23 protein-coding genes and 1 tRNA gene are annotated in these 21,916 nt (G+C 60.3%); 17 read left to right on the forward strand and 7 right to left on the reverse strand.

The window, feature by feature from the left end; all coding sequences use genetic code 11:
* The first annotated feature begins 2 nt into the window (after nt 1-2).
* The 4 genes from odhB (at nt 3) to lpdA (ending at nt 3,688) form a co-directional block, all read left to right on the forward strand.
* Complete coding sequence (gene odhB, locus EGN72_RS10450) at nt 3-1,514, forward strand: 2-oxoglutarate dehydrogenase complex dihydrolipoyllysine-residue succinyltransferase (RefSeq protein ID WP_127047284.1); 1,512 nt, start codon at nt 3-5, stop codon at nt 1,512-1,514.
* Complete coding sequence (locus EGN72_RS19675; RefSeq protein ID WP_127047286.1) at nt 1,511-1,831, forward strand: nucleotidyltransferase family protein; 321 nt, start codon at nt 1,511-1,513, stop codon at nt 1,829-1,831. Before odhB ends, EGN72_RS19675 begins: the two co-directional genes overlap by 4 nt.
* Complete coding sequence (locus EGN72_RS10460; RefSeq protein WP_127047288.1) at nt 1,828-2,223, forward strand: MAPEG family protein; 396 nt, start codon at nt 1,828-1,830, stop codon at nt 2,221-2,223. Before EGN72_RS19675 ends, EGN72_RS10460 begins: the two co-directional genes overlap by 4 nt.
* Nucleotides 2,224-2,302: 79 nt before the next feature.
* Entirely contained in the window at nt 2,303-3,688 is a 1,386-nt protein-coding gene (lpdA, locus tag EGN72_RS10465; protein WP_127047290.1) for a dihydrolipoyl dehydrogenase, read from the forward strand.
* Between the two features lie 62 nt (nt 3,689-3,750).
* Here the strand turns inward: lpdA and EGN72_RS10470 are convergent, their stop codons facing one another.
* Together EGN72_RS10470 and EGN72_RS19175 are read right to left on the reverse strand one after the other, a co-directional pair.
* Nucleotides 3,751-5,718, reverse strand: coding sequence for a protein meaA (locus tag EGN72_RS10470; protein ID WP_127047292.1), 1,968 nt, complete (start codon nt 5,716-5,718; stop codon nt 3,751-3,753).
* Nucleotides 5,715-5,894, reverse strand: a complete 180-nt coding sequence (locus EGN72_RS19175) for a hypothetical protein (protein ID WP_233587105.1) — start codon at nt 5,892-5,894, stop codon at nt 5,715-5,717. The genes EGN72_RS10470 and EGN72_RS19175 overlap by 4 nt, the downstream gene beginning before the upstream one ends.
* A gap of 41 nt (nt 5,895-5,935) precedes the next feature.
* On the opposite strand from EGN72_RS19175, the gene EGN72_RS10475 reads away from it, so the two are divergent.
* The 5 genes from EGN72_RS10475 (at nt 5,936) to EGN72_RS10495 (ending at nt 11,101) form a co-directional block, all read left to right on the forward strand.
* The gene (locus tag EGN72_RS10475) at nt 5,936-7,306 is read left to right on the forward strand and encodes a 1-acyl-sn-glycerol-3-phosphate acyltransferase (protein ID WP_370323243.1); all 1,371 of its coding nucleotides are present in this window, start codon (nt 5,936-5,938) and stop codon (nt 7,304-7,306) included.
* Between the two features lie 115 nt (nt 7,307-7,421).
* On the forward strand, nt 7,422-8,714 hold the full coding sequence (ccrA, locus tag EGN72_RS10480) for a crotonyl-CoA carboxylase/reductase (RefSeq protein WP_127047296.1): 1,293 nt from the start codon (nt 7,422-7,424) through the stop codon (nt 8,712-8,714).
* A gap of 172 nt (nt 8,715-8,886) precedes the next feature.
* On the forward strand, nt 8,887-9,087 hold the full coding sequence (locus EGN72_RS10485) for a hypothetical protein (protein ID WP_127047298.1): 201 nt from the start codon (nt 8,887-8,889) through the stop codon (nt 9,085-9,087).
* Between the two features lie 197 nt (nt 9,088-9,284).
* Nucleotides 9,285-10,808, forward strand: a complete 1,524-nt coding sequence (locus tag EGN72_RS10490; protein WP_127047300.1) for an ATP-dependent RecD-like DNA helicase — start codon at nt 9,285-9,287, stop codon at nt 10,806-10,808.
* A 56-nt stretch (nt 10,809-10,864) separates the two neighbouring features.
* Complete coding sequence (locus EGN72_RS10495; protein ID WP_127047301.1) at nt 10,865-11,101, forward strand: Lrp/AsnC ligand binding domain-containing protein; 237 nt, start codon at nt 10,865-10,867, stop codon at nt 11,099-11,101.
* 93 nt (nt 11,102-11,194) lie between these two features.
* On the opposite strand, the gene EGN72_RS10500 is transcribed toward EGN72_RS10495, so the two are convergent.
* On the reverse strand, nt 11,195-12,253 hold the full coding sequence (locus tag EGN72_RS10500; RefSeq protein ID WP_127047302.1) for a quinone-dependent dihydroorotate dehydrogenase: 1,059 nt from the start codon (nt 12,251-12,253) through the stop codon (nt 11,195-11,197).
* On the reverse strand, nt 12,250-12,618 hold the full coding sequence (locus tag EGN72_RS10505; RefSeq protein WP_127047303.1) for a DUF952 domain-containing protein: 369 nt from the start codon (nt 12,616-12,618) through the stop codon (nt 12,250-12,252). Before EGN72_RS10505 ends, EGN72_RS10500 begins: the two co-directional genes overlap by 4 nt.
* A gap of 150 nt (nt 12,619-12,768) precedes the next feature.
* Here EGN72_RS10505 and EGN72_RS10510 point away from each other — a divergent pair, with 150 nt between their 5' ends.
* From EGN72_RS10510 to EGN72_RS10530, 5 genes are all read left to right on the forward strand, one after another.
* Nucleotides 12,769-14,289, forward strand: coding sequence for a bifunctional UDP-sugar hydrolase/5'-nucleotidase (locus tag EGN72_RS10510; RefSeq protein WP_158623175.1), 1,521 nt, complete (start codon nt 12,769-12,771; stop codon nt 14,287-14,289).
* Nucleotides 14,290-14,400: 111 nt separating this feature from the next.
* Nucleotides 14,401-15,063 (forward strand): SOS response-associated peptidase, encoded by a 663-nt coding sequence (locus EGN72_RS10515; RefSeq protein WP_127047306.1) that lies wholly within the window; start codon nt 14,401-14,403, stop codon nt 15,061-15,063.
* A 65-nt stretch (nt 15,064-15,128) separates the two neighbouring features.
* Nucleotides 15,129-15,202 (forward strand) — tRNA-Gly (locus EGN72_RS10520).
* A gap of 113 nt (nt 15,203-15,315) precedes the next feature.
* Complete coding sequence (locus tag EGN72_RS10525) at nt 15,316-16,662, forward strand: hypothetical protein (protein WP_127047308.1); 1,347 nt, start codon at nt 15,316-15,318, stop codon at nt 16,660-16,662.
* A gap of 12 nt (nt 16,663-16,674) precedes the next feature.
* Complete coding sequence (locus EGN72_RS10530) at nt 16,675-16,962, forward strand: hypothetical protein (RefSeq protein WP_127047310.1); 288 nt, start codon at nt 16,675-16,677, stop codon at nt 16,960-16,962.
* 41 nt (nt 16,963-17,003) lie between these two features.
* Here the strand turns inward: EGN72_RS10530 and EGN72_RS10535 are convergent, their stop codons facing one another.
* From EGN72_RS10535 to fabA, 3 genes are read right to left on the reverse strand one after another with little or no spacing between them, the layout of a single operon-like run.
* The gene (locus EGN72_RS10535; protein WP_127047312.1) at nt 17,004-17,795 is read right to left on the reverse strand and encodes an enoyl-ACP reductase; all 792 of its coding nucleotides are present in this window, start codon (nt 17,793-17,795) and stop codon (nt 17,004-17,006) included.
* Between the two features lie 3 nt (nt 17,796-17,798).
* Nucleotides 17,799-19,025 carry a beta-ketoacyl-ACP synthase I gene (fabB, locus tag EGN72_RS10540; protein WP_127047314.1) on the reverse strand — a complete coding sequence of 409 codons (1,227 nt, stop codon included), beginning with the start codon at nt 19,023-19,025 and terminating at the stop codon, nt 17,799-17,801.
* 33 nt (nt 19,026-19,058) lie between these two features.
* Complete coding sequence (gene fabA / locus EGN72_RS10545; RefSeq protein WP_127047316.1) at nt 19,059-19,568, reverse strand: bifunctional 3-hydroxydecanoyl-ACP dehydratase/trans-2-decenoyl-ACP isomerase; 510 nt, start codon at nt 19,566-19,568, stop codon at nt 19,059-19,061.
* Between the two features lie 161 nt (nt 19,569-19,729).
* On the opposite strand from fabA, the gene irrA reads away from it, so the two are divergent.
* The 3 genes from irrA (at nt 19,730) to EGN72_RS10560 (ending at nt 21,906) form a co-directional block, all read left to right on the forward strand.
* Complete coding sequence (irrA, locus tag EGN72_RS10550) at nt 19,730-20,149, forward strand: iron response transcriptional regulator IrrA (RefSeq protein ID WP_127047318.1); 420 nt, start codon at nt 19,730-19,732, stop codon at nt 20,147-20,149.
* Nucleotides 20,150-20,158: 9 nt separating this feature from the next.
* Nucleotides 20,159-20,821: a DUF2161 domain-containing phosphodiesterase gene (locus tag EGN72_RS10555; RefSeq protein WP_127047320.1), complete on the forward strand. Its 663-nt coding sequence runs from the start codon at nt 20,159-20,161 to the stop codon at nt 20,819-20,821.
* A gap of 239 nt (nt 20,822-21,060) precedes the next feature.
* A complete protein-coding gene (locus EGN72_RS10560) occupies nt 21,061-21,906 on the forward strand; it encodes an ion transporter (RefSeq protein WP_158623176.1) in 846 nt (281 codons plus the stop codon).
* The last annotated feature ends 10 nt before the right edge of the window (nt 21,907-21,916 follow it).

Here is a 21,916-nt window from a genome sequence, read left to right on the forward strand (position 1 = left end):
GCATGGCAACCGAAATCCGCGTTCCCACGCTGGGCGAAAGCGTCACCGAAGCCACCGTCGCCACCTGGTATAAAAAGCTGGGTGACACGGTCGCAGTCGATGAAATGCTGTGTGAGCTGGAAACCGATAAAGTCACGGTTGAGGTGCCAAGCCCGGTTGCCGGCACCCTGACCGAAATCGTCGCGACCGAAGGGACCACCGTGGGCGTTGATGCGCTCTTGGCCCAGATCGGTGCCGCATCCGAAAATGCCGGGGCCTCCCCGACCAACAATGACAAAGGCGCAAAGGCCGAGGCCAGCGTGAAAGAGGGTAAAATGACTGACGTGAATGTGCCAACTCTTGGCGAATCCGTGTCCGAGGCCACTGTATCCACTTGGTTCAAGAAAGTGGGCGATATGGTCGCGCAAGATGAAATGCTGTGCGAGCTGGAAACCGACAAAGTCTCCGTCGAAGTGCCAAGCCCGGTGGCCGGTGTGCTGACTGAAATCATCGCCGCCGAAGGGGCAACGGTTTCCGCCAATGCCAAGCTGGCCGTGGTGGCCGAAGGGGCCTCTGCGGATGCGGCCGCCCCTGCTGCGGCACCTGCGGCTGCCCCGGCGGCAGCGCCTGCCTCCGGCGCCAAGGATGTGGAAGATGCCCCCTCTGCCAAGAAAGCCATGGCAGAAGCAGGTCTGAGCCGTGATCAGGTGCAAGGTTCGGGCCGTGATGGCCGCGTGATGAAGGAAGATGTGGCCAAAGCCGCCGCCGCCCCAGCCGCCGCCGCAGCACCCGCCCCCGCTGCCATTCCGCGCGCCCCGGTCCCGGCCTCGGACGCCAGCCGTGAAGAGCGGGTGAAAATGACCAAGCTGCGCCAGACCATCGCGCGCCGCCTGAAAGAAAGCCAGAACACCGCCGCCATGCTGACCACCTATAATGAGGTCGACATGTCCGAGGTGATGGCCCTTCGCAATCAATACAAAGACGAGTTTGAGAAAAAGCACAAAGTCCGCCTTGGCTTTATGTCATTCTTTACAAAGGCTTGCTGCCATGCACTGAAAGAAGTGCCGGAAGTCAACGCCGAGATTGACGGCACAGATATCGTCTACAAGAACTTCGTCCACATGGGCGTTGCGGCGGGCACACCCACGGGCCTCGTGGTCCCGGTGATCCGCGATGCCGATGCGATGTCCTTTGCCGAAATCGAAAAGGCGATTGCCGAAAAAGGCGCGCGCGCCCGTGATGGCAAGCTGAGCATGGCCGAAATGCAAGGCGGCACTTTCACCATTTCCAACGGTGGTGTGTATGGCTCGCTGATGTCCTCGCCCATCCTGAACCCGCCGCAATCGGGCATTCTGGGTATGCACAAGATCCAGGACCGCCCGGTCGTGGTGAACGGCGAAATCGTCATCCGCCCGATGATGTATCTGGCCCTGTCCTACGATCACCGCATCGTCGACGGCAAAGGCGCCGTGACCTTCCTCGTGCGCGTGAAAGAAGCACTGGAAGATCCACGCCGGTTGCTGATGGATCTGTGACTGCTCTGACAACTTGGAGTGAAGCCGTCCGAAACTGGGCGGCTTCAAACCCAAAGGTAAGTGAAGTCTTCATCATCGGAAGCTGGGCCACCGGTCGTGCAACCGCAGACAGTGATTTAGATATTGCCGTTCTCCTACTGGACGGGCACGGTTATAGTGATTGGTTCTATGAGTCAGAAACGTGGCGCGCAGAGTTGGACATGTTGGTCGCTCCACCAGTTCACCTGCTTCGCGGCGGAGGGAGCCTTGAAAACTCGGTGGTTGAAGCTGCAATCCTCGAACACGGCGTCCTAGTGTATAGGAGGAATAAGCCATGACCCCAGAACTCACCGCCCTTGCCCTCGCGGCCCTGCTCCAAGCGATCCAATTCCTCCTCTTCGCCATTCCCGCGAATATGGAACTCGGCACCGGCTACACCTCCTCGGCGCGTGACCGCCCCCCCAGCCGCCAATTGTCAGACCGCACCGCCCGCCTGCAACGCGCGATGAACAACCATTTCGAAGGGCTGATCCTCTTTACCATCGCAACCGTTGTGGTCACCCTCGGCAACCAGTCCACCGGCGTCACCGCCGCTTGCGCCTGGGCCTATCTGGCCGCCCGCATCCTCTATATCCCCGCCTATGCCTTCGGCTGGCGCCCTTGGCGCTCGGCGATCTGGGGCATAGGCTTCTTTGCAACCATCTCGATGATCCTCGCAGCTCTGCTGTAAATCATCTATTTTTAAATATCCTCGGGGGTCCGGGGGCAGACAGCCCCCGGCTCTGAGTCCAAAACAAGGAACCGAACCCATGGCAAGCTTTGACGTCATCATCATCGGCGGAGGCCCCGGCGGCTATGTTTGCGCCATCCGCTGCGCGCAACTCGGCCTGAAAACCGCGGTGGTCGAAGGCCGCGACACGCTGGGCGGCACCTGCCTGAACGTCGGCTGCATCCCCTCCAAGGCCCTGCTGCATGCCACCCATTCCCTGCACGAGGCGGAACACAACTTCGCCAAGATGGGCCTGAAGGGCAAAAGCCCCTCGGTCGATTGGGATCAGATGAAGGCCTATAAGCAGGACGTGGTGGACGGCAACACCAAGGGCATCGAATTCCTGTTCAAAAAGAACAAGGTAACCTGGCTGAAGGGCTGGGGCTCCATCCCCGCGCCGGGTCAGGTCAAGGTCGGCGACGAGGTGCATGACGCCAAGAATATCGTCATCGCCACCGGCTCCGAAGCCGCAAGCCTGCCGGGCGTTGACGTTGATGAGAAAACCGTCGTCACCTCCACCGGGGCCTTGGTGCTGAACAAAGTGCCGAAATCGCTGGTGGTGATCGGCGCGGGCGTGATCGGGCTTGAAATGGGCTCGGTCTATGCCCGCCTCGGGGCCGAGGTGACGGTGGTGGAATATCTGGACGCGATCACCCCCGGTATGGATGCCGAAGTGGCCAAATCCTTCCAGAAAATCCTGACCAAACAGGGCCTGAAATTCATTCTGGGTGCCGCCGTGCAGGGTGTTGCCACCAAGAACGGCAAAGCCAAGGTGACCTACAAGCTGCGCAAAGATGACAGCGAGGCCGTGCTGGATGCCGATTGTGTGCTGGTCGCCACGGGCCGCAAACCCTTTGTCGACGGTCTGGGGCTAGAGGCTTTGGGCGTTGAGATGGAGAAGCGCGGCCAAGTCAAAACCCATCACTTCGCGACCAATATCAAGGGGTTGTATGCCATCGGGGATGCGATTGTCGGCCCGATGCTGGCCCATAAGGCCGAAGATGAAGGCATGGCGCTGGCCGAAATTCTGGCCGGCAAGGCGGGCCATGTGAATTACGATGTGATCCCCGGTGTGGTCTATACAACGCCGGAAGTGGCCTCTGTCGGCAAGACCGAAGAGCAACTGAAAGAAGCGGGCCGCGCCTATAAGGTTGGCAAGTTTTCTTTCATGGGCAATGCCCGCGCCAAGGCGATCTTTCAGGCCGAAGGCTTTGTGAAAATTCTGGCAGACAAAGAAACCGACCGTATCCTGGGCGCGCATATCATCGGGCCGATGGCTGGCGATCTGATTCATGAGGTGTGTGTCGCCATGGAATTCGGGGCCTCTGCGCAGGATCTGGCGCTGACCTGCCACGCGCATCCGACCTATAGCGAGGCCGTGCGTGAGGCGGCTTTGGCCTGTGGCGATGGCGCGATCCACGCCTGAGGCGGGGCGCGATCTGCCGCAAAAAGGAAACGGGCACCGCGCCAAACGGTGCCCGTTCTGCGTTACTGGGCCGCAAGCGTTTGGCTGTCCACCAGCGTCACAATATCCATCATGATCCGGTTCAGCTCAAAATCCTTGGGCGTGTAAACTGCGGCCACGCCAAGCGCGCGCAGCTTGGCGGCATCCTCTTCGGGGATGATCCCGCCCACGACCAAAGGCGTATCTGTCAGCCCCGCCGCGCGCATTTTCTCCAGCGTTTCGGTGATCAGCGGCAGATGAGAGCCGGACAGGATCGACAGGCCCACCACATGCGCCTTCTGGTCAATCGCCGCCGAGACGATTTCCGACGGTGTCAGCCGGATGCCCTCATAATGGATATCCATCCCGCAATCGCGGGCGCGGGCGGCAATTTGCTCGGCCCCGTTGGAATGGCCATCCAGCCCCGGCTTGCCCACCAGAAACTTCAAGGGCCGTCCCAGTTTCGCAGCAACCGCTTGCACCGCCTCGCGGATCGGCTCCAGCCCTTCGGTGCGGTTGGACGGGTTACGCGATACCCCGGTCGGCGCGCGATATTCGCCAAAGGCGGCGCGGATGGTGGCCCCCCATTCCCCGGTTGTCACCCCCGCTTTTGCGCAGGCGATGGAGGGCGGCATGATATTGGCACCACTCTGCGCGGCACTGCGCAGCGCGGCGAGCGCGGCCTCAATGGCCGCCGAGCTGCGGGCTGTTTTCCAATCGGTCAGGCGTTCAATCTGATCGGCCTCGGCCTCCGGGTCCGCGACCATAATCGCACCGTCCCCCGCCGTCAGCGGGCTGGGCGTGGTTTCCACCCAGCGGTTGACGCCGACCACGGTTGTCTCGCCACTTTCGATCCGCGCGATACGTTCGGCATTCGCCTCCACCAGGCGGCCCTTCATATAGTCAATCGCGGCCACCGCGCCGCCCATCGCGTCAATCTGCGCCAGTTCTTCGCGCGCGCCTTTTTTCAGCGCGTCGACCTTGCGATCCACGGCGGGGTTGCCATCAAACAGGTCATCATATTCCAGCAGATCGGATTCATAGGCCAGAATCTGTTGCATCCGCAGCGACCATTGCTGATCCCACGGGCGCGGCAAGCCAAGCGCCTCATTCCAGGCGGGCAATTGCACGGCGCGGGCGCGGGCCTTTTTCGACAGGGTCACGGCCAGCGCCTCGATCAAGATCCGATAGACGTTGTTTTCCGGTTGCTGCTCGGTCAGGCCCAGCGAGTTCACCTGCACGCCATAGCGGAAGCGGCGGTATTTGGCGTCTTGCACGCCATAGCGTTCCAGACAAATCTCATCCCAAAGGTCGACAAAAGCGCGCATCTTGCACATTTCGGTCACGAAACGGATGCCTGCGTTCACAAAGAACGAAATCCGCCCCACCATATTCGGGAAATCCTTGGCCGGAACCTTGCCTTTCAAATCGTCCAGCACCGCGCAGGCGGTGGCAAGTGCAAAGGCAAGCTCTTGTTCCGGTGTCGCCCCCGCCTCTTGCAGGTGATAGGAACAGACGTTCATCGGGTTCCATTTCGGCAGGTGCTTTTGCGTATAGGCCGCGACATCGGTGATCATGCGCAGGCTGGGCGCGGGCGGGCAGATATAGGTGCCGCGCGACAGGTATTCCTTGATGATATCGTTCTGCACGGTGCCATTCAGCGCCGCGATATCTGCACCCTGTTCCTCGGCCACGGCGATATACAGCGCCAGCAACCAAGGCGCCGTGGCGTTGATGGTCATCGAGGTGTTCATCTGATCCAGCGGAATATCGGCAAACAGGCGGCGCATATCGCCCAAATGGCACACTGGCACGCCCACTTTGCCCACCTCGCCCCGCGCCAGTTCATGGTCGCTGTCATAGCCGGTTTGGGTGGGCAGGTCGAAGGCCACCGACAACCCGGTTTGCCCCTTGGCCAGATTGCTGCGGTAAAGCGCATTGGACGCGGCTGCCGTCGAATGGCCGGCATAGGTGCGGAACAGCCAAGGTTTGTCTTTGCTCTGGGTGGTCATGGCGGGCCTCCTTGAATCAGGTCGCGCAATTTTCTTACGTTGAGGGATTGATAGGCGAAATTTTGTGCCAATGTCAATTCGCTGCGATGCAGCGGGGTTTGATTTGCACCTGCGGCATCGACCCCGCGTGGAATTCGCGTCACCGCGTGCAGAAAACGCACGGCCAAGGCTTTCACCGGCCCGACAATGCGTTAGGCTGGATTGCATGACCGGCACAGTGACCCTACCGATTTGGCTGCTTGTTCTGATCCTGCTTTTCGGGGCGGTGACCTTTGCGTCGCATTTCCTGTTTCCTTCGGTGCGCTGGTTTTTGCGGGGGCGGGCAGAGCGTGGGCTGGCACGGCTGAACGCGCGGTTGCAGCGCCCGGTGGACCCGTTCAAGCTGATGCGGCGGCAGGACAAGATTGTGCGGCTGATCTATGACCCGCAGGTGATGCAGGCGATTGCAGACCACGCGCGCGACACCAATCGCCCGCAAAACGTAGTGTTTGAGGAAGCCAAATCCTATGCGCGCGAGATTGTGCCCGGCTTTTCGACCTTGCTGTATTTCGGTGTGGCAACCCGTCTGACGCGCTGGCTGACCATGCAGCTTTACCGCGTCAAAATTGGCCGCATTGATGCTGAGTTGAAGGGCATAGACCCGGAGGCCACGGTGATCTTTGTGATCAACCACCGCAGCAATATGGATTATCTGCTGGTCACTTGGCTGGTCGCGGATCGCTCTGCCCTGTCCTATGCGGTGGGGGAATGGGCGCGGGTCTGGCCACTCAGCCGGATCATCCGGGCGATGGGGGCTTATTTCATCCGGCGCCGCAGCCGCAACGTGCTGTATCGCCGGGTGATGGCCCGCTATGTGCAGATGGCAACGGCGGAAGGCACCACGCAGGCGATGTTCCCCGAAGGCGGCTTAAGCCTTGATGGCCGGGTGGGCGCGGCCAAGCTGGGGCTGCTCAGCTATATCGTGCAGGGGTTTGACCCGGCGGGGCGCGATGTCGTTTTTGTGCCGGTTGGGTTGACCTATGATCGCGTGCTGGAAGATCGGGTGCTGGCCGAGGCGCGGGCGACCGGCACGCGAAAGTTTCGCGCGCGGCTGTGGGTGATGGCGCGCTTTGCAGGGCGCATGATCTGGCAAAAACTGTGCGGGCGGTTTCAGGGCTTTGGGGTCGCTTCTGCCGGATTCGGGGCGCCGGTGTCGTTGCGCAATTGGCAGGCAACCGCGCCCGAGCCGGGGGCAGAGGCTTTGGCCGCCGATCTGATGGCGCGGATTGCCCATTCGGTGCCGGTGCTGCCTGTGCCAATGGTTGCCGCCGCACTGCGTTCCGGCGCCACGACCCGCGCGGAACTGGTCGATGCGATTACCCGGAAAGCGGCCCTGTTGCGGAGCCATGGCTATGCCCTGCGGCTGGGAAAAGAGGCAGAAGCCATCGCGGATGGGTTGCCGCCTTTGGTGCAGCGCGGAGTGGTTCTGGAACAGGGGGGGCAGTTGCGGGTGGCCGAAGCGGAGGCCGCTATGCTTGCCTATTACGCCGCCTCGGTGGAGCAGGCTTTGGAAGGCATCGCAGGCAATGCCGCAACGCGGCAGACATAAAATTACAAAAAACACCAGTTGAGCTATTGCAATATTGCGCAAGCCTGCGTATTCCTGCTGTCAAGCTGGCATCGATTCTGCGATGCGGCATGAAACACTGAGACAGGAGGCCCGCATGGCACTGGATACGCAGCACAATATCGTTGCCTATGATGCACCCGAGAAGGACCTTTACGAAATCGGCGAAATGCCTCCGCTCGGCTTTGTGCCCAAGCAGATGTATGCTTGGACCATCCGCCGCGAGCGTCATGGTGAGCCGGATACCGCGATGCTGGTTGAGGTGGTGGATACGCCCAAGATCGACAGCAACGAGGTGCTGGTTCTGGTGATGGCCGCCGGGGTGAATTACAACGGCGTCTGGGCCTCGCTTGGGTTGCCGATCAGTCCGTTTGATGGCCACAAGCAACCGTTCCACATCGCGGGTTCCGATGCCTCGGGCATCGTCTGGGCCGTAGGCGATAAGGTCAAGCGCTGGAAAGTCGGGGATGAGGTGGTGATCCACTGTAATCAGGACGATGGCGATGATGAAGAATGCAACGGCGGCGACCCGATGTTTTCCACCAGCCAGCGCATCTGGGGCTATGAAACCCCGGATGGGTCGTTTGCGCAGTTCACCAATGTGCAGGCCCAGCAGTTGATGCCGCGCCCCCAGCATCTGACATGGGAAGAAAGCGCCTGCTACACTTTGACGCTGGCCACCGCCTATCGGATGCTGTTCGGCCATGAGCCGCATGACCTGAAACCCGGCCAGAATGTGCTGGTCTGGGGCGCCTCGGGCGGGCTTGGGTCTTATGCGATCCAGTTGATCAATACGGCTGGTGCGAACGCGATTGGCGTGATCTCGGAAGAGGACAAGCGCGATTTTGTCATGGGGCTTGGCGCGAAAGGCGTGATCAACCGCAAGGAATTCAATTGCTGGGGCCAATTGCCCAAGGTGAATACCCCCGAATACAAGGAATGGTTCACCGAGGCGCGCAAATTTGGCAAGGCGATCTGGGACATCACCGGCAAGGGCAACAACGTCGATATGGTGTTTGAACACCCCGGCGAGGCAACCTTCCCTGTGTCCACACTCGTTTGCAAAAAGGGCGGCATGGTGGTGATTTGCGCAGGCACAACCGGGTTCAATTGCACCTTTGACGTGCGCTATCTGTGGATGCACCAAAAGCGCATTCAGGGCAGCCATTTTGCCCATCTCAAGCAGGCCTCTTCGGCCAACAAGCTGATGTTGGAGCGTCGCCTTGATCCTTGCATGTCCGAAGTGTTCCCATGGGATGAAATCCCTGCGGCCCATATGAAAATGCGCCGCAATGAGCATAAGCCCGGCAATATGTCGGTGCTGGTGCAGGCCCCGCGCACCGGGCTGCGAACCTTTGAGGACACGCTGGAAGCCAGCAAGAACCGCTGATCTCTTTTGCATCGCTATCGCAAAGCCGCCGCCCTTGAAAAGAGCGGCGGCTTTTCGCTTGTTTGATGGTTTATTTCCGCTGGTTACTATTTATTGACGGATTGACGGATAAGTTGATGACAGGCCGATCTGCGGTTGGTTTTATTGTTCAACGTGTTGAATTGGGGGCGCAATGCGCCATGACTGGATCTTTGACGTATTGGCCGATTTGCGGACCTATGCGGATGCGAATAACCTGCCTGTCTTGGCGGAACAGGTTTCCGTTTTGCAAAAAGTGGCGGAACTGGAAATCGGTGCAGCGCCCGGCCCTGTGTCTTCGGGGCTGGAGGACAGGCTTTTTGACTTGGCCGAAAAGCGGCGCCGCGCGCATTAGGGTTTGCTGGACGTGGCCCGTTTTTCCCGGCTGGTGATGGCAGGGAATCCGCGCAGGCTTTGCCGAAGCCGGGTGGGTGCTTTGACAGCCTTCGGTTGATGCCTTGCCGCGCAGGTTTGGCAAGATTTGGATGAATTCGGGCGGAAAGCCTGTCGCTCTCGCTGGTCTTGGCGGCGCGGCTTGGCTATGGTCGCGCGATGAAAAACACCGCACTTACCTTCTCGGATGATCAGGCAGAGGCTTGGGATCGGCTTGCCGACCAGCTTCGCGGCATGGGGATTGATCTGGATGACGCCAGCCTGACGCCGGGGGCCGAAGGCAAGGCCAGCGTGATGGCGATTGTTGGCAAGGCCGGGTCGGGCAAGACCATGCTGTTGGCCAGCCTGTATAAGGCGATGGTCGCGGCAGGTGTGGACGTGGTTTCGGGTGATTATGAGGGCAAAAAGCGCAAGGATCGGCGGACTTTGGCGATTCTGGCGCCGACCAACAAGGCAGCATCGGTGCTGCGGTTGCGCGGCGTGCCTGCCACCACCATTCACCGCATTTTGTATACCCCCCTGTATGACCCACAATATGAGATGATCGCCGAGTGGTTGGCGGGTAATGGCCCGCGCCCGGTGGTCGAAGGTTTGGGGGATTTGGCGCTGGACCGGGCCAAGGCGTTTTATGACACGGTTGCCTCTATCCCCGGTGCTTTGGCGGCGGCAGGTCTCCGCGGCAGCGACTTCATCAAAGGCTGGAAGCGGCGGGAGGAGCCGCTGGATGTGGGCTTCGTCGACGAATCCTCGATGCTGGACCAGCGCCAGTTCGATGACCTGCGCGAGATTTTTCCGACGCTGGTGCTGTTTGGCGATCCGGCGCAATTGGCCCCGGTCGGCAACTCCGGCGAGATGGTGTTTGACAAGCTTGGCCCCACGCGGCGGCTGGAGTTGAACCGCATCCACCGTCAGGCCGAAGGCAACCCGATCCTTGATCTGGCCCATGCACTTGCCGACCCGGACCTGACCTTTGAGCAGTTTGAGCGGATGGTCGAAGATGCCGCCGCCAGCGACCCGCGTGTGGAAATGGCGCAGCGGGTGGACAGCGATCTGATGGCGCGCTCGCCTGTGCTGGTGTGGCGCAATGCCACGCGCATTCGCCTGATCACGGCCTTCCGTGCCGCCCATGGCGCGCCGGAGTTTGAGTTGATCCCCGGTGAGCCGTTGATCTGTGACGGTATCGAATTGCCCTTGAAGCATCGCAAGAAGCGCATTGATCTGGAGGCGCGCGGCCTGATCAAAGGTGCGCAGGTGATCTATCTGGGGCCGGGCAACCGCGACGGGTTCGCGCGCTTGCATGTGGTGGGCGCCGAGGAGCCGCAGGTTTCTGCCGCCAGCATCATCAAGATCGAAAAGCCCGATGAGGATGAACCCTTCATCCCATCGGCGGCCAAGATGGGGGCGGCGTTTCTGCATGGGGCGGCGGTGACGATTCACAAGGCGCAGGGGTCGCAATGGGATACGGTGCAGGTCTTTGCCCCGGATCTGTGGGCGGCAGCGCAGGCCGGACGGATGGAGGCCGGGATGCCCTTGTGGAAACGCTTGGCCTATGTCGCTATCACCCGCGCGCAGGATCGTCTGCTATGGGTGGTGCGCAACCGGCTTGCCCGCCCGGTGGAACAATTGGGCGTGTCAGACCTGATCGCCAAGCCCGCGCCGCTTGAACTGCAATCCGAGGAATAGGGCTTTCCGCGCGGGCATTCGGCGCTTATGTTTTGGGCAAAGCACAGGAGCCTGCCATGACCGCCGTTTTCGTTCAGTTTCGTTGCACCCCCGGCAAGACCTATGAGGTGGCCGATGCGATCTATGCGCGTGAGGTGGTGTCGGAGCTGTATTCCACTTCGGGCGAATATGATCTGATTGCCAAGATCTATATCCCTGAGGGGCAGGATGTGGGGCATTATCTGTCAGAATCGCTGTTCGACATTCCGGGCATCGTGCGGACGCTGACGACGATGACCTTCAAGGCGTTCTAAGCCGCGCTGGCCGGGCAGGGGGCGATCGCGCCCCCTCTTTGCCTTGAGGCAAATTCACCCCCCCGAGGATATTTGTGCCGAAAAGAAAGCGGGTCAGAGCCAGCTGTCGCGGTTGGTGCCGATGGCCTGCGCGATGGTGCTGTAGCCATCCCGCTGGAGCAGCGCATCGAGGCCTTTTGCGATATCGGTTGCGAGGCTGAGGCCGTGATAGACCATCGCTGTGTAGATTTGCACGGCAGAGGCCCCGGCCCGGATTTTGGCATAGGCCTGATCGGCGGTGCTGATGCCACCGACCCCGATCAGGGGCAGTTTGCCCTCGGTCAATTTGGAAAGCTGGGCCAGAACGCGGGTCGATTTTTCAAAGAGGGGCGCACCGGACAGGCCGCCCGCTTGGTCGCGCTGCGGGCTGTGCAAGCCATCGCGGGACAGGGTGGTATTGGTGGCGATGATGCCCGAGAGGCCAGAGGAGAGCGCCACTTCGGCAATCTGGGCCAGTTCATCGGCGGTCAGATCCGGGGCGATTTTCAGGAACACCGGGATTGGGGTTGGCAAGGTGGCGCGGGCCTCCATCACCCCGGCCAGCAGGCCTGCCAAGGCGGCCGGCCCTTGCAGGTCGCGCAGCTTTTCGGTGTTGGGAGAGGAGACATTGACGGTTGCGAAATCGGCATGGGGGCCGCAATGGGCCAGCACGCGCGCGAAATCGGCCGCGCGATCGGCAGAGGTTTTGTTGGCCCCAAGGTTAAGGCCCACCGGCACGCCGTTTGGCCGTGCGGCAAGGCGCTGGGCAATCGCCTGCATCCCTTGATTGTTGAAGCCAAAGCGGTTGATGGCGGCGTGATCTTCGGTCAGACGGAACAGGCGCGGCTTGGGGTTGCCCGGTTGCGGCAGCGGTGTGGCGGCTCCCACTTCCAGCCAGCCAAAGCCCGCGCGCATCAAGGCAGGCAGCGCCTCGGCGTTCTTGTCATAGCCTGCGGCCAGCCCGACCGGATTGGGCAGCGCAAGGCCCGCGACCGTGCTGGCAAGGCGGGGCGAGGTATAGGGGCCGGGTTTTGGCACCAGCCCCATGCGCAGGGCCAGCAGAGACAGCCCATGTGCGCGCTCTGGGTCCAGTGTGTGCAGGGCGGAAAGGGCGATACGTTCAACAGGGGTCATGCGCTGGGTCCGGTTTTGGGGCCGTGGAACATATGGGCCTCGGGGAAGATATGGCCGCTGGCCCCCAGTGGCAGCGCCTTGTCCCATGTCACATCCGACAGGCGCAAGGCGCGGTAGAGATGCGGGAACAAATCCCCGCCGCGAGAGGCTTCCCATTTCAGATCGGGGCCAAGCGTGTCAGCCTCCACCGCGACCAGCACCAGATCGGATTGATCGGCGAAGTATTTGGCGGCGGTTTCGGCCACCTGAGCGGCGGTCGAAAAATGCACATAGCCATCGGCCAGATCTATCGGCGCACCTGCGGTTTCGCCGGTGTCGCGCAGATGGTTCCATTCGGGGCGGCGGAAGATTTTGTATATCAACATGGCCGTGTTCATGCACTGCGCGGAAATTTGCGTCAATGGGGCGCGTTCCGTCACGGCGCTGTCATCCAGACGCGGCAAAGTTGCAAAGGGCTTTGACAGGCTGATCCTGCGGCGCAATGATACGGCCATACACCTATGGGGAGAATGAACATGACCATGCTGACCAAGCGCATTTCGGCGTTGCTGATGGGGGCCACGGCTTTGGTGGCCTTTCCGCTGAATGCGGCGCTGGCCGAAACCATCAAGCTGACCCTGCTGGGCGTTGGCGACATCTACAGCTTTGCCGATGACAATGGCCGGGGTGGTTTTGCCCGTCTGAACGCGATTGCCAAGGCAGAGCGCGCGGCCAACCCCAACACGATTTATGTGTTTGATGGCGATATGCTGTCGCCCTCGATCCTGTCGGGGTTTGACAAGGGGCAGAACACGATTGATCTGACCAACCTCGTGCCGTTTGATCTGGCGGTTCCGGGCAACCATGAGTTCGATTTCGGGCCCGAAAACTTTTATGAAAAAGTCGCTGCGTCCAAATACCCTTGGGCCGCGATCAATATCACCCAGGCCGATGGCTCGCCCTTGCCGGGTGTCGGCGGTGTGATGATGAAAGAGGTGGGGGGCTTGAAAGTCGCGCTGATTCCGGTGGCGCAGGATACTTCGCCTTCGGTGTCGTCAACGGGTGATCTGAAGTTCGGCCCCACGGTCGATATGGGTGTGGCCGCTGCCCGCCAAGCGCGCGAAGATGGTGCCGATCTGGTGGTTGGTGTGGTGCAGACCAACAAGGCGAATGACGAGTTGCTGATCGCCTCCAAGGCGTTTGACGTGATCTTGTCAGGCGATGACCACAGCTATGGCACGTCCTATGACGGGATCACGGCCTATGTCGAAACCTCGATCGACGGCAAGTTTCTGTCGCCTTTGGACCTGATGGTTGATGTCACAGAAAAGGATGGCAAACGGTCGGTGAAATGGACGCCGATGTTCCGCTTTATCGACACCGCAGCGGTAGAGCCGGACCCCGAAAGCCAGGCAATGGTGGATGCGTTCCAGACCAAGCTGGATGAAAGCCTGAATGTCGAGATCGGGGTCACGGAAAACATGCTGGATTCGCGCCGCAACGTGATCCGGGGTGAGGAATCGGCCATGGGCAACCTGATCGCGGATGCGATTCGTGATGCGACAGGGGCGGATATCGGCTTTGCCAATGGTGGCGGTATCCGCGGCGATACGACCTATGATGCAGGCCGGATGCTGACGCGCCGCGATGTGCTGACCGAGCTGCCCTTTGGCAATGCGACCGTGCTGACCGAATTGCCGGGCAGTCAGGTGCTGGCGGCTTTGGAAAATGGGGTGAGCCAGGTTGAGAAGGGTGCAGGGCGGTTCTTGCAGCTTTCGGGCGTAAGCATCGTTTATGATCCGACCGCCCCGGCGGGATCGCGGATTGCCGAAGCGATGGTGGGTGATGCGCCTTTGGACCCGAACAAGGTTTACAAGGTTGCGGCCAATGATTTCATCCTTGCGGGGGGCGATGGGTTCTCGGCTTTGGGGGGCGGCAATGTGCTGATCAATGGCGGCAATGGCAATCTGATGGCCAATGATGTGATGGATTACATCGTGAAGATGGGCGGGGTGACCAGCAAGGTCGAAGGCCGCATCAAGAAAGTTGGCGAGTGATCCAGCCAGACCTGTAAGCTTGGCAAAGGCCGCGCGTTGTGCGTGGCCTTTGTGCTTTGGGCTGCCGCCCTATAGGTATTTGGGCCAAGATGAAGGGAAAGGGAGCGGGCAATGTGCGGACGTTTCTTGATCACGCATCCCAATGACGCGATGGCGCGGCTGTTCGGGGCGGCGCCTGACAATGATCTGCCCGAGGTGCCGCGCTATAACATTTGCCCAACGCAGGATGTGGCGGTGGTCACGGCGTCGGCTACGGGGGCCGAAGCGCGGCGCTTGCGCAAGATGCGCTGGGGCTTTGTGCCGCAGTGGTATAAAACCGCCACTGACGGCCCGCTGATCATCAATGCGCGCGCCGATACGATTGCCGAGAAACCAGCCTTTCGCGCGGCGGTGCGCCAGCGGCGCTGCATCATTCCGGCGGATGGGTTTTATGAATGGTCGGCGGGCGAGGGGGGCGCACGCCTGCCGTGGTTGGTAACGCGCAGCGATGGTGCGCCCATGGCCTTTGCCGCGATCTGGCAGGATTGGGGCGATCTGACCACCTGCGCCATGGTCACGACCGAGGCAGGCCCCGGCCTTGCGGCGATCCATCACCGCGAACCTGTGATCCTTGAGCCGGATGATTGGCCGCTGTGGCTGGGCGAGGCGGGGCATGGTGCCGCACCTTTGATGGTGGCGCGTGGGCCGGGCGTGTTGCAGGCGCATCGCGTCTCACCGGCGGTGAATTCCAACCGGGCGCAGGGGCCAGAGTTGATAGAGCCCATCGAGGCCTGATTTTGCGCCGGATCGCGCCTCGGCGGCTTGCACAGGGCGGGGATGCTGATTATACCAAACGCAGCGCGGGTGTTGTGTAATGGTAAGACCCTAGCCTTCCAAGCTAGAGACACGGGTTCGATTCCCGTCACCCGCTCCACCTTCTTCTCCCCATTGAAAATTTTGATTGCCTGACGGGTCAGCTTGCGTCAGGCTGCTGGCATTGTTCCGCTATTTTCACTTGCTTTTCCCCCTGATTTGAATGGGTGTTTCATGGCCAAAAAGACCAAAGCCGAGCTGGTCGAAGAAGGCAAAGTCCTGACCAGCGCCATCGCCGATATTCGCAAAGGGCCGCATAATTTCGCACTGCTCATGGGCAGCGATGCGGTGCATCTGGCGGTGCATAAGACCAAATCGACCATCGCGTTGAAAACGGAGGCGAAAACGGCGGGTGGCAATGCCGCAAAGGGCGCGTTGGGCATCGTGGACATTGAAGGCAAGACGCTGAAATTCACCTGCGCCGAAGGGGAAGACCCGCCCGCCATGCTTGGCCGCAAATTCAAGATCCACCTCAAGGAGCGGGGCTTGAATTTCAAGGTCATGATTCTCGATTTCGCGGGCAAGGTGCTGGAGGGCGACGAGGAGGACGACACGCAGGCCTCGGGCGATGCCCCAACCGCACCAAGCGAGGACGGTGCGCAGAAAGACCTGCGCAGCAAGCTGGAGGATGCGTTCAACAAATTCGCGCCCCTGCTGAAACAGGAAATCGCCGCACGCAAGCCCATCGACCAAGCCCCGATCCTTGGGGCGATAAAAGCCTTCAAGGATGCAATGGCCCGCGAGGACTATGCCGACGCCTTGAAAAAGCTGACCATTTTGCGCGAAGGGCTGATCTCGGTTGCCAAACCGTCACAGATTGATCCGGGCAAGACGCCGAAGGGCAAAGTGGACAAGGCCGCTTTGCTGGAAAAGGCCGGGCAGGTGGATACGGTGGTGAAAAAGGCGCTGGGCGATCGCACGTTCTTTGTCCAGTCCGCCAGCCGTCTGCGGGATTTGCGCAACAGTTTCAAACAGGCCATCGCAGATGACCCCTCGGAGGAGGAATTGGCCAAGCTGAAGAAAATGAAGGAAAAGCTGGATGACCTTTTCCTGGAAGATCTGAAATTTCAAGGCCATGGCCCGCAGCGTCATGAGGGGGCGGTGACGCCAGCCCAACTGAGTGATCGGGCGAAAAACGGGATCAACCCGCAGACAGGCACGAAGTTCGATGATGTCGCGCGAACCAAGCCGCATGGCTACGGAAAGGACGCGACGCGGTTTACCGATCCGGGAGCTTATGTCGATGCCGAAGAATTCATGCGCAACGATCGCCGAACCGTGGCAGCAAAGCGCAATGCAATCCGTTTTCGCAGCAACCGGATAGAGGTGATCGTGCCGCTGAAAGAGGTGTTGGGCGATGATTACAAGAAATATGTCGAAGGCAAAACGCGCACGGGCAGCCGGAACCATCCGACCGGATCAGTGGATACCAATCTGGAGAACTGCGATCTGATTGCGCGGTATCAGATTGCGCGCGACGGCAGTATGACTTTGATCACAATGTTCCCGAACCCCAAATGATGAGGCGCCCCGATGAGTTTTGAGAAATTTGAGATCCTCAAGGATCGTTTGCGGAATTTTGTGCATGTCAATTCGCAGGATTACGAAGAATTGCGCGACAACCTTGATGACCCCGAGGCGGGCGAGGTTCGGGCGATCTTTCAGGCGGAATGGCGGGAGTTGATGGCAGGGGCCTTGTCGCGCAGCGAATATGAGGCGCTGACGGATGACGAATTCGAAGACGATGCCGAGTATCAGGCCTATCTGGCCGCAATCTATGGCTATCTGTTTGAAGGGGGCGCTTACCCCGCGCGGGGGTGATGCACCGTTCGGGGGCAGGTTGGCCCTGCCCCCGAACAGGGTCAGGAAATATGTTCGGCCCGTGGCATGCCCAGAACGTGATAGCCGCCGTCGACGCGGATAATCTCGCCGGTGGTGTGCATCCCGTAGTCAGAGGCAAGGTAAACCGCTGTGCCGCCCACCGATTCCAGCGAGGCATTGGTTTGCAGCGGCGCGTTGGTTTCGGTGTGGCGATAAGTTGCGCGTGCCCCGCCAATGGCTGCCCCGGCAAGGGTTTTCATCGGGCCGGGCGAAATCGCGTTCACACGGATTTTCTGCGGCCCAAGGTCTGCCGCCAGATAGCGCACTGCCGATTCCAACGCCGCCTTGGCCACGCCCATCACGTTGTAATTCGGCGTCACGCGGTTTGATCCGCCATAGGTCATCGTCATCAAACAGCCGCCATCCGGCATCAGTTCCGCCGCACGGCGCGACACGTCGATGAAGCTGAAGCAACTGATATCCAACGAGTTCTTGAAATTGGCGCGGCTGGTATTGCTGATCCGGCCCGTCAATTCGTTCTTGTCGGAATAGGCGATGGCATGGATCAGAAAATCAAGGCTGCCCCATTCGTCCTTGATGCGCTGAAACGCGAGGTCCAGCGAGGCATCATCGGTCACATCCACATCGACCATCAAAGATGAGCCGACGGATGCCGCCAGCGGCTCCAGCCGCTTGCCAAAGGCGTCGCCCTGATAGGTGAAGGCAAGCTCTGCCCCTTCTGCCGCCAGCGCGCGCGCGCAGCCCCATGCGATGGACCGTTCATTCGCGACGCCCATCACAAGGCCCCGCTTGCCCTTCATCAGATCGGCCATGGTTTACCCTTTATACTTGGACATCAGCAGCGTGGCATTGGTGCCACCAAAGCCGAAAGAGTTGGACAGAATGCTGTCATGCTCCACCTCGCGGTATGCGGTCGCGATTTCTTCGGGTTTCAGTTCCGGGTCAAGCTGGGTGACGTTGGCCGAGGCGGTGATAAACCCGCCTTGCATCATCAGCAGGCTGTAAATCGCCTCATGCACGCCGGTCGCGCCAAGGCTGTGGCCTGTCAGCGACTTGGTCGAGGAAATCGGCGGCACCGCATTTTCGCCAAAGACGCGGCGAATGGCTTTCACCTCGGTCACATCGCCTGCGGGGGTCGAGGTGCCATGCGCGTTGATATAGGAAACCTTGCGCCCTTCGGGCAGGGTGGACATGGCCAGTTTCATCGACCGCTCGCCACCCTCGCCGGACGGGGCCACCATATCGGCCCCATCGGATGTGGCACCATAGCCGGTGACTTCGGCGTAAATCTTGGCGCCACGGGCCAGCGCGTGGGACAATTCCTCCAGCACCACAACGCCGCCGCCGCCTGCGATGACGAACCCGTCACGGGTGGCATCGAAGGCGCGCGCGGCCAGTTCGGGCGTGTCGTTATACTTGCTGGACATCGCGCCCATCGCGTCGAACAGGCAAGACAGCGTCCAATCCAGTTCCTCGCCACCACCGGCGAACACAATGTCTTGCTTGCCCATCTGGATCAGTTCCGCGCCATTGCCGATGCAATGCGCCGAGGTAGAGCAAGCCGAGGTGATCGAATAGTTCACGCCTTTGATCTTGAACGGCGTGGCCAAGCAGGCCGAGTTGGTGGAGGACATGCAGCGCGTCACCATGAAGGGGCCCATCCGCTTGGGCGCGCCTTTTTCGATGACGATATTATGCGCGGCAAAGAAGTTGGAGGTGGACGGACCGCCCGACCCCATGATCAGGCCCGCGCGTTCGTTGGAGACTTCGGCCTCGGTCAGGCCGGCATCGGCAATCGCCTGCTCCATCGCGATGAAGTTATAGGCCGCACCCGGCCCCATGAAGCGCAGGTCGCGTTTGTCGATGTGATCTTCCAGCGTGATCTGCGGCATGCCGTGGATCTGGCTGCGGAACCCATGTTCGGCATATTCGGGGGCCGCAACGATACCGGATTTACCAGCACGCAAGCTGGCTTCAACCTCGGCCGCATTGTTCCCGATGGACGAGACAATACCGATACCTGTGATGACAACGCGGCGCATGGGCGCACTCCTTATTCCTGGAAATCCTTGGGGTCAGCTTTCGGACAGGGCGACTTTCATGTCCTTGACCAGATAAATGGTTTCGCCATCCGCCTCGACCCGGCCATCGGCCACGCCCATGGTCAGGCGGCGGGTCTGAATGGCTTTGGTGAAATCGACGTAATAGCGCAGCATCTTGCGATCCGGGCGGACCATGCCTGTCAGCTTGACCTCGCCCACACCTAGCGCATAGCCGCGCCCTTGCCAGCCACGCCAGCCAAGGTTGAAACCGGTCAGCTGCCACAGCCCGTCTAGGCCAAGACAGCCGGGCATGATCGGGTTGCCGGGGAAATGGCAGTCAAAGAACCACAGATCGGGCGTGATATCGAATTCGGCCACGATATGGCCTTTGCCATGTTCGCCACCATCGGCCGACACCTCGGTGATCCGGTCCATCATCAGCATCGGCGGCGCGGGCAATTGCGCATTTCCGGGGCCGAACAATTCGCCCCGCGCGCATTTCAGCAAACCTTCTTTATCGAAACTCGTTGGAAACTGTGCCATCCGGCAATTCCCCTCCCTGACCGCTCTTTTGTCCCCAATAACACCCAGACTTGAATACTGGCAAGGGCGGTGGCGGATTGCAGGCCTCCCTTCCGTGCATTCGGGTTGAAAAACTTGGGCGCAGGGGCTTATATAGGGGAAGACAACGGGACGGATGGAATATGCTTGATCAAGCAGTGCAGCGCGGGACGGAATGGCTGGCCAAAGGTGGCTTGCGGCCGACGCGTCAGCGTGTGGCCTTGGCAAGCTTGCTGGTGGGCGACGGGGTAGACCGTCATGTCACCGCAGAAAGCCTGTTCGCCGCCTCCTCCGACACGGGCGACGGCGTCAGCCTTGCCACGGTTTACAACACCCTGCGCGCCTTCTGCGAAGCGGGGCTGATGCAGGAAGTCGTGGTCGATGGCTCCAAAAGCTATTTCGACACGCGGATGGATGATCACCCGCATTTCTACTGGGAAGACAGCGCCGAACTGACCGATGCGCGCGCCGATCAGTTGGAAATTGCCCGCCTGCCCGATCTGCCGCCGGGGACCGAGATTTCCAAGGTTGATGTGGTGATCCGCCTGCGCCGCAAGGCCTGATCCCGCCCCATGCGTGAGGCTGATCTATACGCCCCGTTGAAGGCCTATCTTGAAGCGCAAGGCTATGAGGTGAAGGCCGAGATCGGCGATTGCGATATCATGGCGCGGCGCGGGGATGAGCCTGCGATCATCGTGGAAATGAAGCTGACCTTTTCGCTGCAACTGGTGATGCAAGGCGTGGTGCGTCAGGGCCTGTTTGATCATGTCTATCTGGCGGTTCCTGTCAGCAAAGGCTGGAAGCTGCGCTACCGCGACATCATCGCGCTGTGCCGCCGCCTGTCGCTGGGCCTGCTTGCCGTGGGGCCAAAGGGGGTAGAGGCACATCTGGACCCTGCGCCCTATGCCCCCCGGCTAAAGGCCAAACCCGCCGCCCGATTGCTGCGGGAATTTGACCGCCGCGTCGGCGACCCCAACGAAGGCGGCATTACCGGCGTCAAGAAGATGACCGCTTATCGTCAGGATGCCCTGCGTTGCGCGCTGCATTTGCAAGCAGGCCCGTGCAAGGCGTCAGAGGTGGCAAAAGCCGCCGGGGTTTCCCGCGCGGCGCAGCAAATGCGGCATGACCATTACGGCTGGTTCGAACGGGTGGAACGCGGAATCTATCAACTGACCCCAAAGGGGCAGGCGGCCCTGCTGGAACATGCCGAGATGGCAGAGGTTTTGGCAAAGTAGCCCCGTTTCGATGAAACCCAGCACCTGCGCGCCCAGCCTGCGCCGGGGGCGTTTAGGCGAAGCCTTGAACCCATATTTGCCCGCAAGATCGTGCGAGACAATTCGCGCGAATCTGCTAGGCTTGGCGGGCATAATTATCAAAGCACATCCACGCCAATTTGGGCGGTAGTATTGGCGGTTCTGATGCCGCTGTTTTTTCTGAACTTGGAACGAAAAAGGCGCGCAGCTTTTTCTGCGTGGTGCTTGATTGGGAGTATTCCATTTTGAAAACACTGGAAACGCTGCTTGGCGATGGCAGGTTGAGTGGGTTTATTATTGCGGTGATCTTGTTGAATGCCGTTGTGCTGGGGCTGATGACGCTCGATCTGTCGCCCGCGGCCATGGGGTTGCTGAACCTGATTGACCAGATATGTCTGGCGATTTTTTGCGCCGAGCTGGCGCTGAAGTTGATTGTCTGGCGCGGGCGCTTTTTTCGGGACGGCTGGAATATATTTGATTTCATCGTTGTCGGTATCGCCTTGCTGCCCACAACCGGGGCGCTTTCTGTCTTGCGGGCGTTGCGGGTCTTGCGGCTGATGCGGTTGCTGACGGCCATTCCGTCGATGCGCCGGGTGATCAATGGCATGTTCGTGGCGCTGCCCGGCGGGGCCTCGGTCGCGGCGGTTTTGTTTGTGATGTATTACGTCGGCGCGATCATCGGGATCAGCATGTTTGGCGAAACAGTGCCGCAGCATTTCGGTGATCTGGGGACAACCTTTTTCACGCTTTTCAAAATGATGACACTGGAAGGCTGGCCCGATATTGCGTCGGTCGTGATCGAAAAACACCCGCGGGCGTGGATATTCTTTGTCGTTTTCATCGTTTTCACCACGTTCACAACGCTGAACCTGTTGTTCGGGATCATCGTCGACGCGATGGAACAGGCCAAGGAAACCGATGTGCGCGACAAGCTGGCTGAACAAGGGGTCGAGATCAGCGATGGATCCAGTGAAATGCGGATCGCAGTGATCGAAGAAGACGTAAAGGCCATTCGCCAGATGTTGACAGATATGGCCCGCGCAAAAGGGCCAAAGGCGGAACGATAGGCCGAGCAAG

Source organism: Pseudorhodobacter sp. E13 (genome assembly GCF_003991405.1).
Taxonomy (GTDB): Bacteria; Pseudomonadota; Alphaproteobacteria; order Rhodobacterales; family Rhodobacteraceae; genus Pseudorhodobacter.

What these genes read in the sequence shown, in the direction of transcription:
- odhB (WP_127047284.1), top strand. Translation starts at nt 3, where the DNA reads ATGGCAACCGAAATCCGCGTTCCCACGCTGGGCGAAAGCGTCACCGAA.
- EGN72_RS10460 (WP_127047288.1), top strand. Translation starts at nt 1,828, where the DNA reads ATGACCCCAGAACTCACCGCCCTTGCCCTCGCGGCCCTGCTCCAAGCG.
- lpdA (WP_127047290.1), top strand. Translation starts at nt 2,303, where the DNA reads ATGGCAAGCTTTGACGTCATCATCATCGGCGGAGGCCCCGGCGGCTAT.
- EGN72_RS10470 (WP_127047292.1), bottom strand. Translation starts at nt 5,718, where the DNA reads ATGACCACCCAGAGCAAAGACAAACCTTGGCTGTTCCGCACCTATGCC.
- ccrA (WP_127047296.1), top strand. Translation starts at nt 7,422, where the DNA reads ATGGCACTGGATACGCAGCACAATATCGTTGCCTATGATGCACCCGAG.
- EGN72_RS10485 (WP_127047298.1), top strand. Translation starts at nt 8,887, where the DNA reads ATGCGCCATGACTGGATCTTTGACGTATTGGCCGATTTGCGGACCTAT.
- EGN72_RS10490 (WP_127047300.1), top strand. Translation starts at nt 9,285, where the DNA reads ATGAAAAACACCGCACTTACCTTCTCGGATGATCAGGCAGAGGCTTGG.
- EGN72_RS10495 (WP_127047301.1), top strand. Translation starts at nt 10,865, where the DNA reads ATGACCGCCGTTTTCGTTCAGTTTCGTTGCACCCCCGGCAAGACCTAT.
- EGN72_RS10500 (WP_127047302.1), bottom strand. Translation starts at nt 12,253, where the DNA reads ATGACCCCTGTTGAACGTATCGCCCTTTCCGCCCTGCACACACTGGAC.
- EGN72_RS10505 (WP_127047303.1), bottom strand. Translation starts at nt 12,618, where the DNA reads ATGTTGATATACAAAATCTTCCGCCGCCCCGAATGGAACCATCTGCGC.
- EGN72_RS10510 (WP_158623175.1), top strand. Translation starts at nt 12,769, where the DNA reads ATGACCATGCTGACCAAGCGCATTTCGGCGTTGCTGATGGGGGCCACG.
- EGN72_RS10515 (WP_127047306.1), top strand. Translation starts at nt 14,401, where the DNA reads ATGTGCGGACGTTTCTTGATCACGCATCCCAATGACGCGATGGCGCGG.
- EGN72_RS10525 (WP_127047308.1), top strand. Translation starts at nt 15,316, where the DNA reads ATGGCCAAAAAGACCAAAGCCGAGCTGGTCGAAGAAGGCAAAGTCCTG.
- EGN72_RS10530 (WP_127047310.1), top strand. Translation starts at nt 16,675, where the DNA reads ATGAGTTTTGAGAAATTTGAGATCCTCAAGGATCGTTTGCGGAATTTT.
- EGN72_RS10535 (WP_127047312.1), bottom strand. Translation starts at nt 17,795, where the DNA reads ATGGCCGATCTGATGAAGGGCAAGCGGGGCCTTGTGATGGGCGTCGCG.
- fabB (WP_127047314.1), bottom strand. Translation starts at nt 19,025, where the DNA reads ATGCGCCGCGTTGTCATCACAGGTATCGGTATTGTCTCGTCCATCGGG.
- fabA (WP_127047316.1), bottom strand. Translation starts at nt 19,568, where the DNA reads ATGGCACAGTTTCCAACGAGTTTCGATAAAGAAGGTTTGCTGAAATGC.
- irrA (WP_127047318.1), top strand. Translation starts at nt 19,730, where the DNA reads ATGCTTGATCAAGCAGTGCAGCGCGGGACGGAATGGCTGGCCAAAGGT.
- EGN72_RS10555 (WP_127047320.1), top strand. Translation starts at nt 20,159, where the DNA reads ATGCGTGAGGCTGATCTATACGCCCCGTTGAAGGCCTATCTTGAAGCG.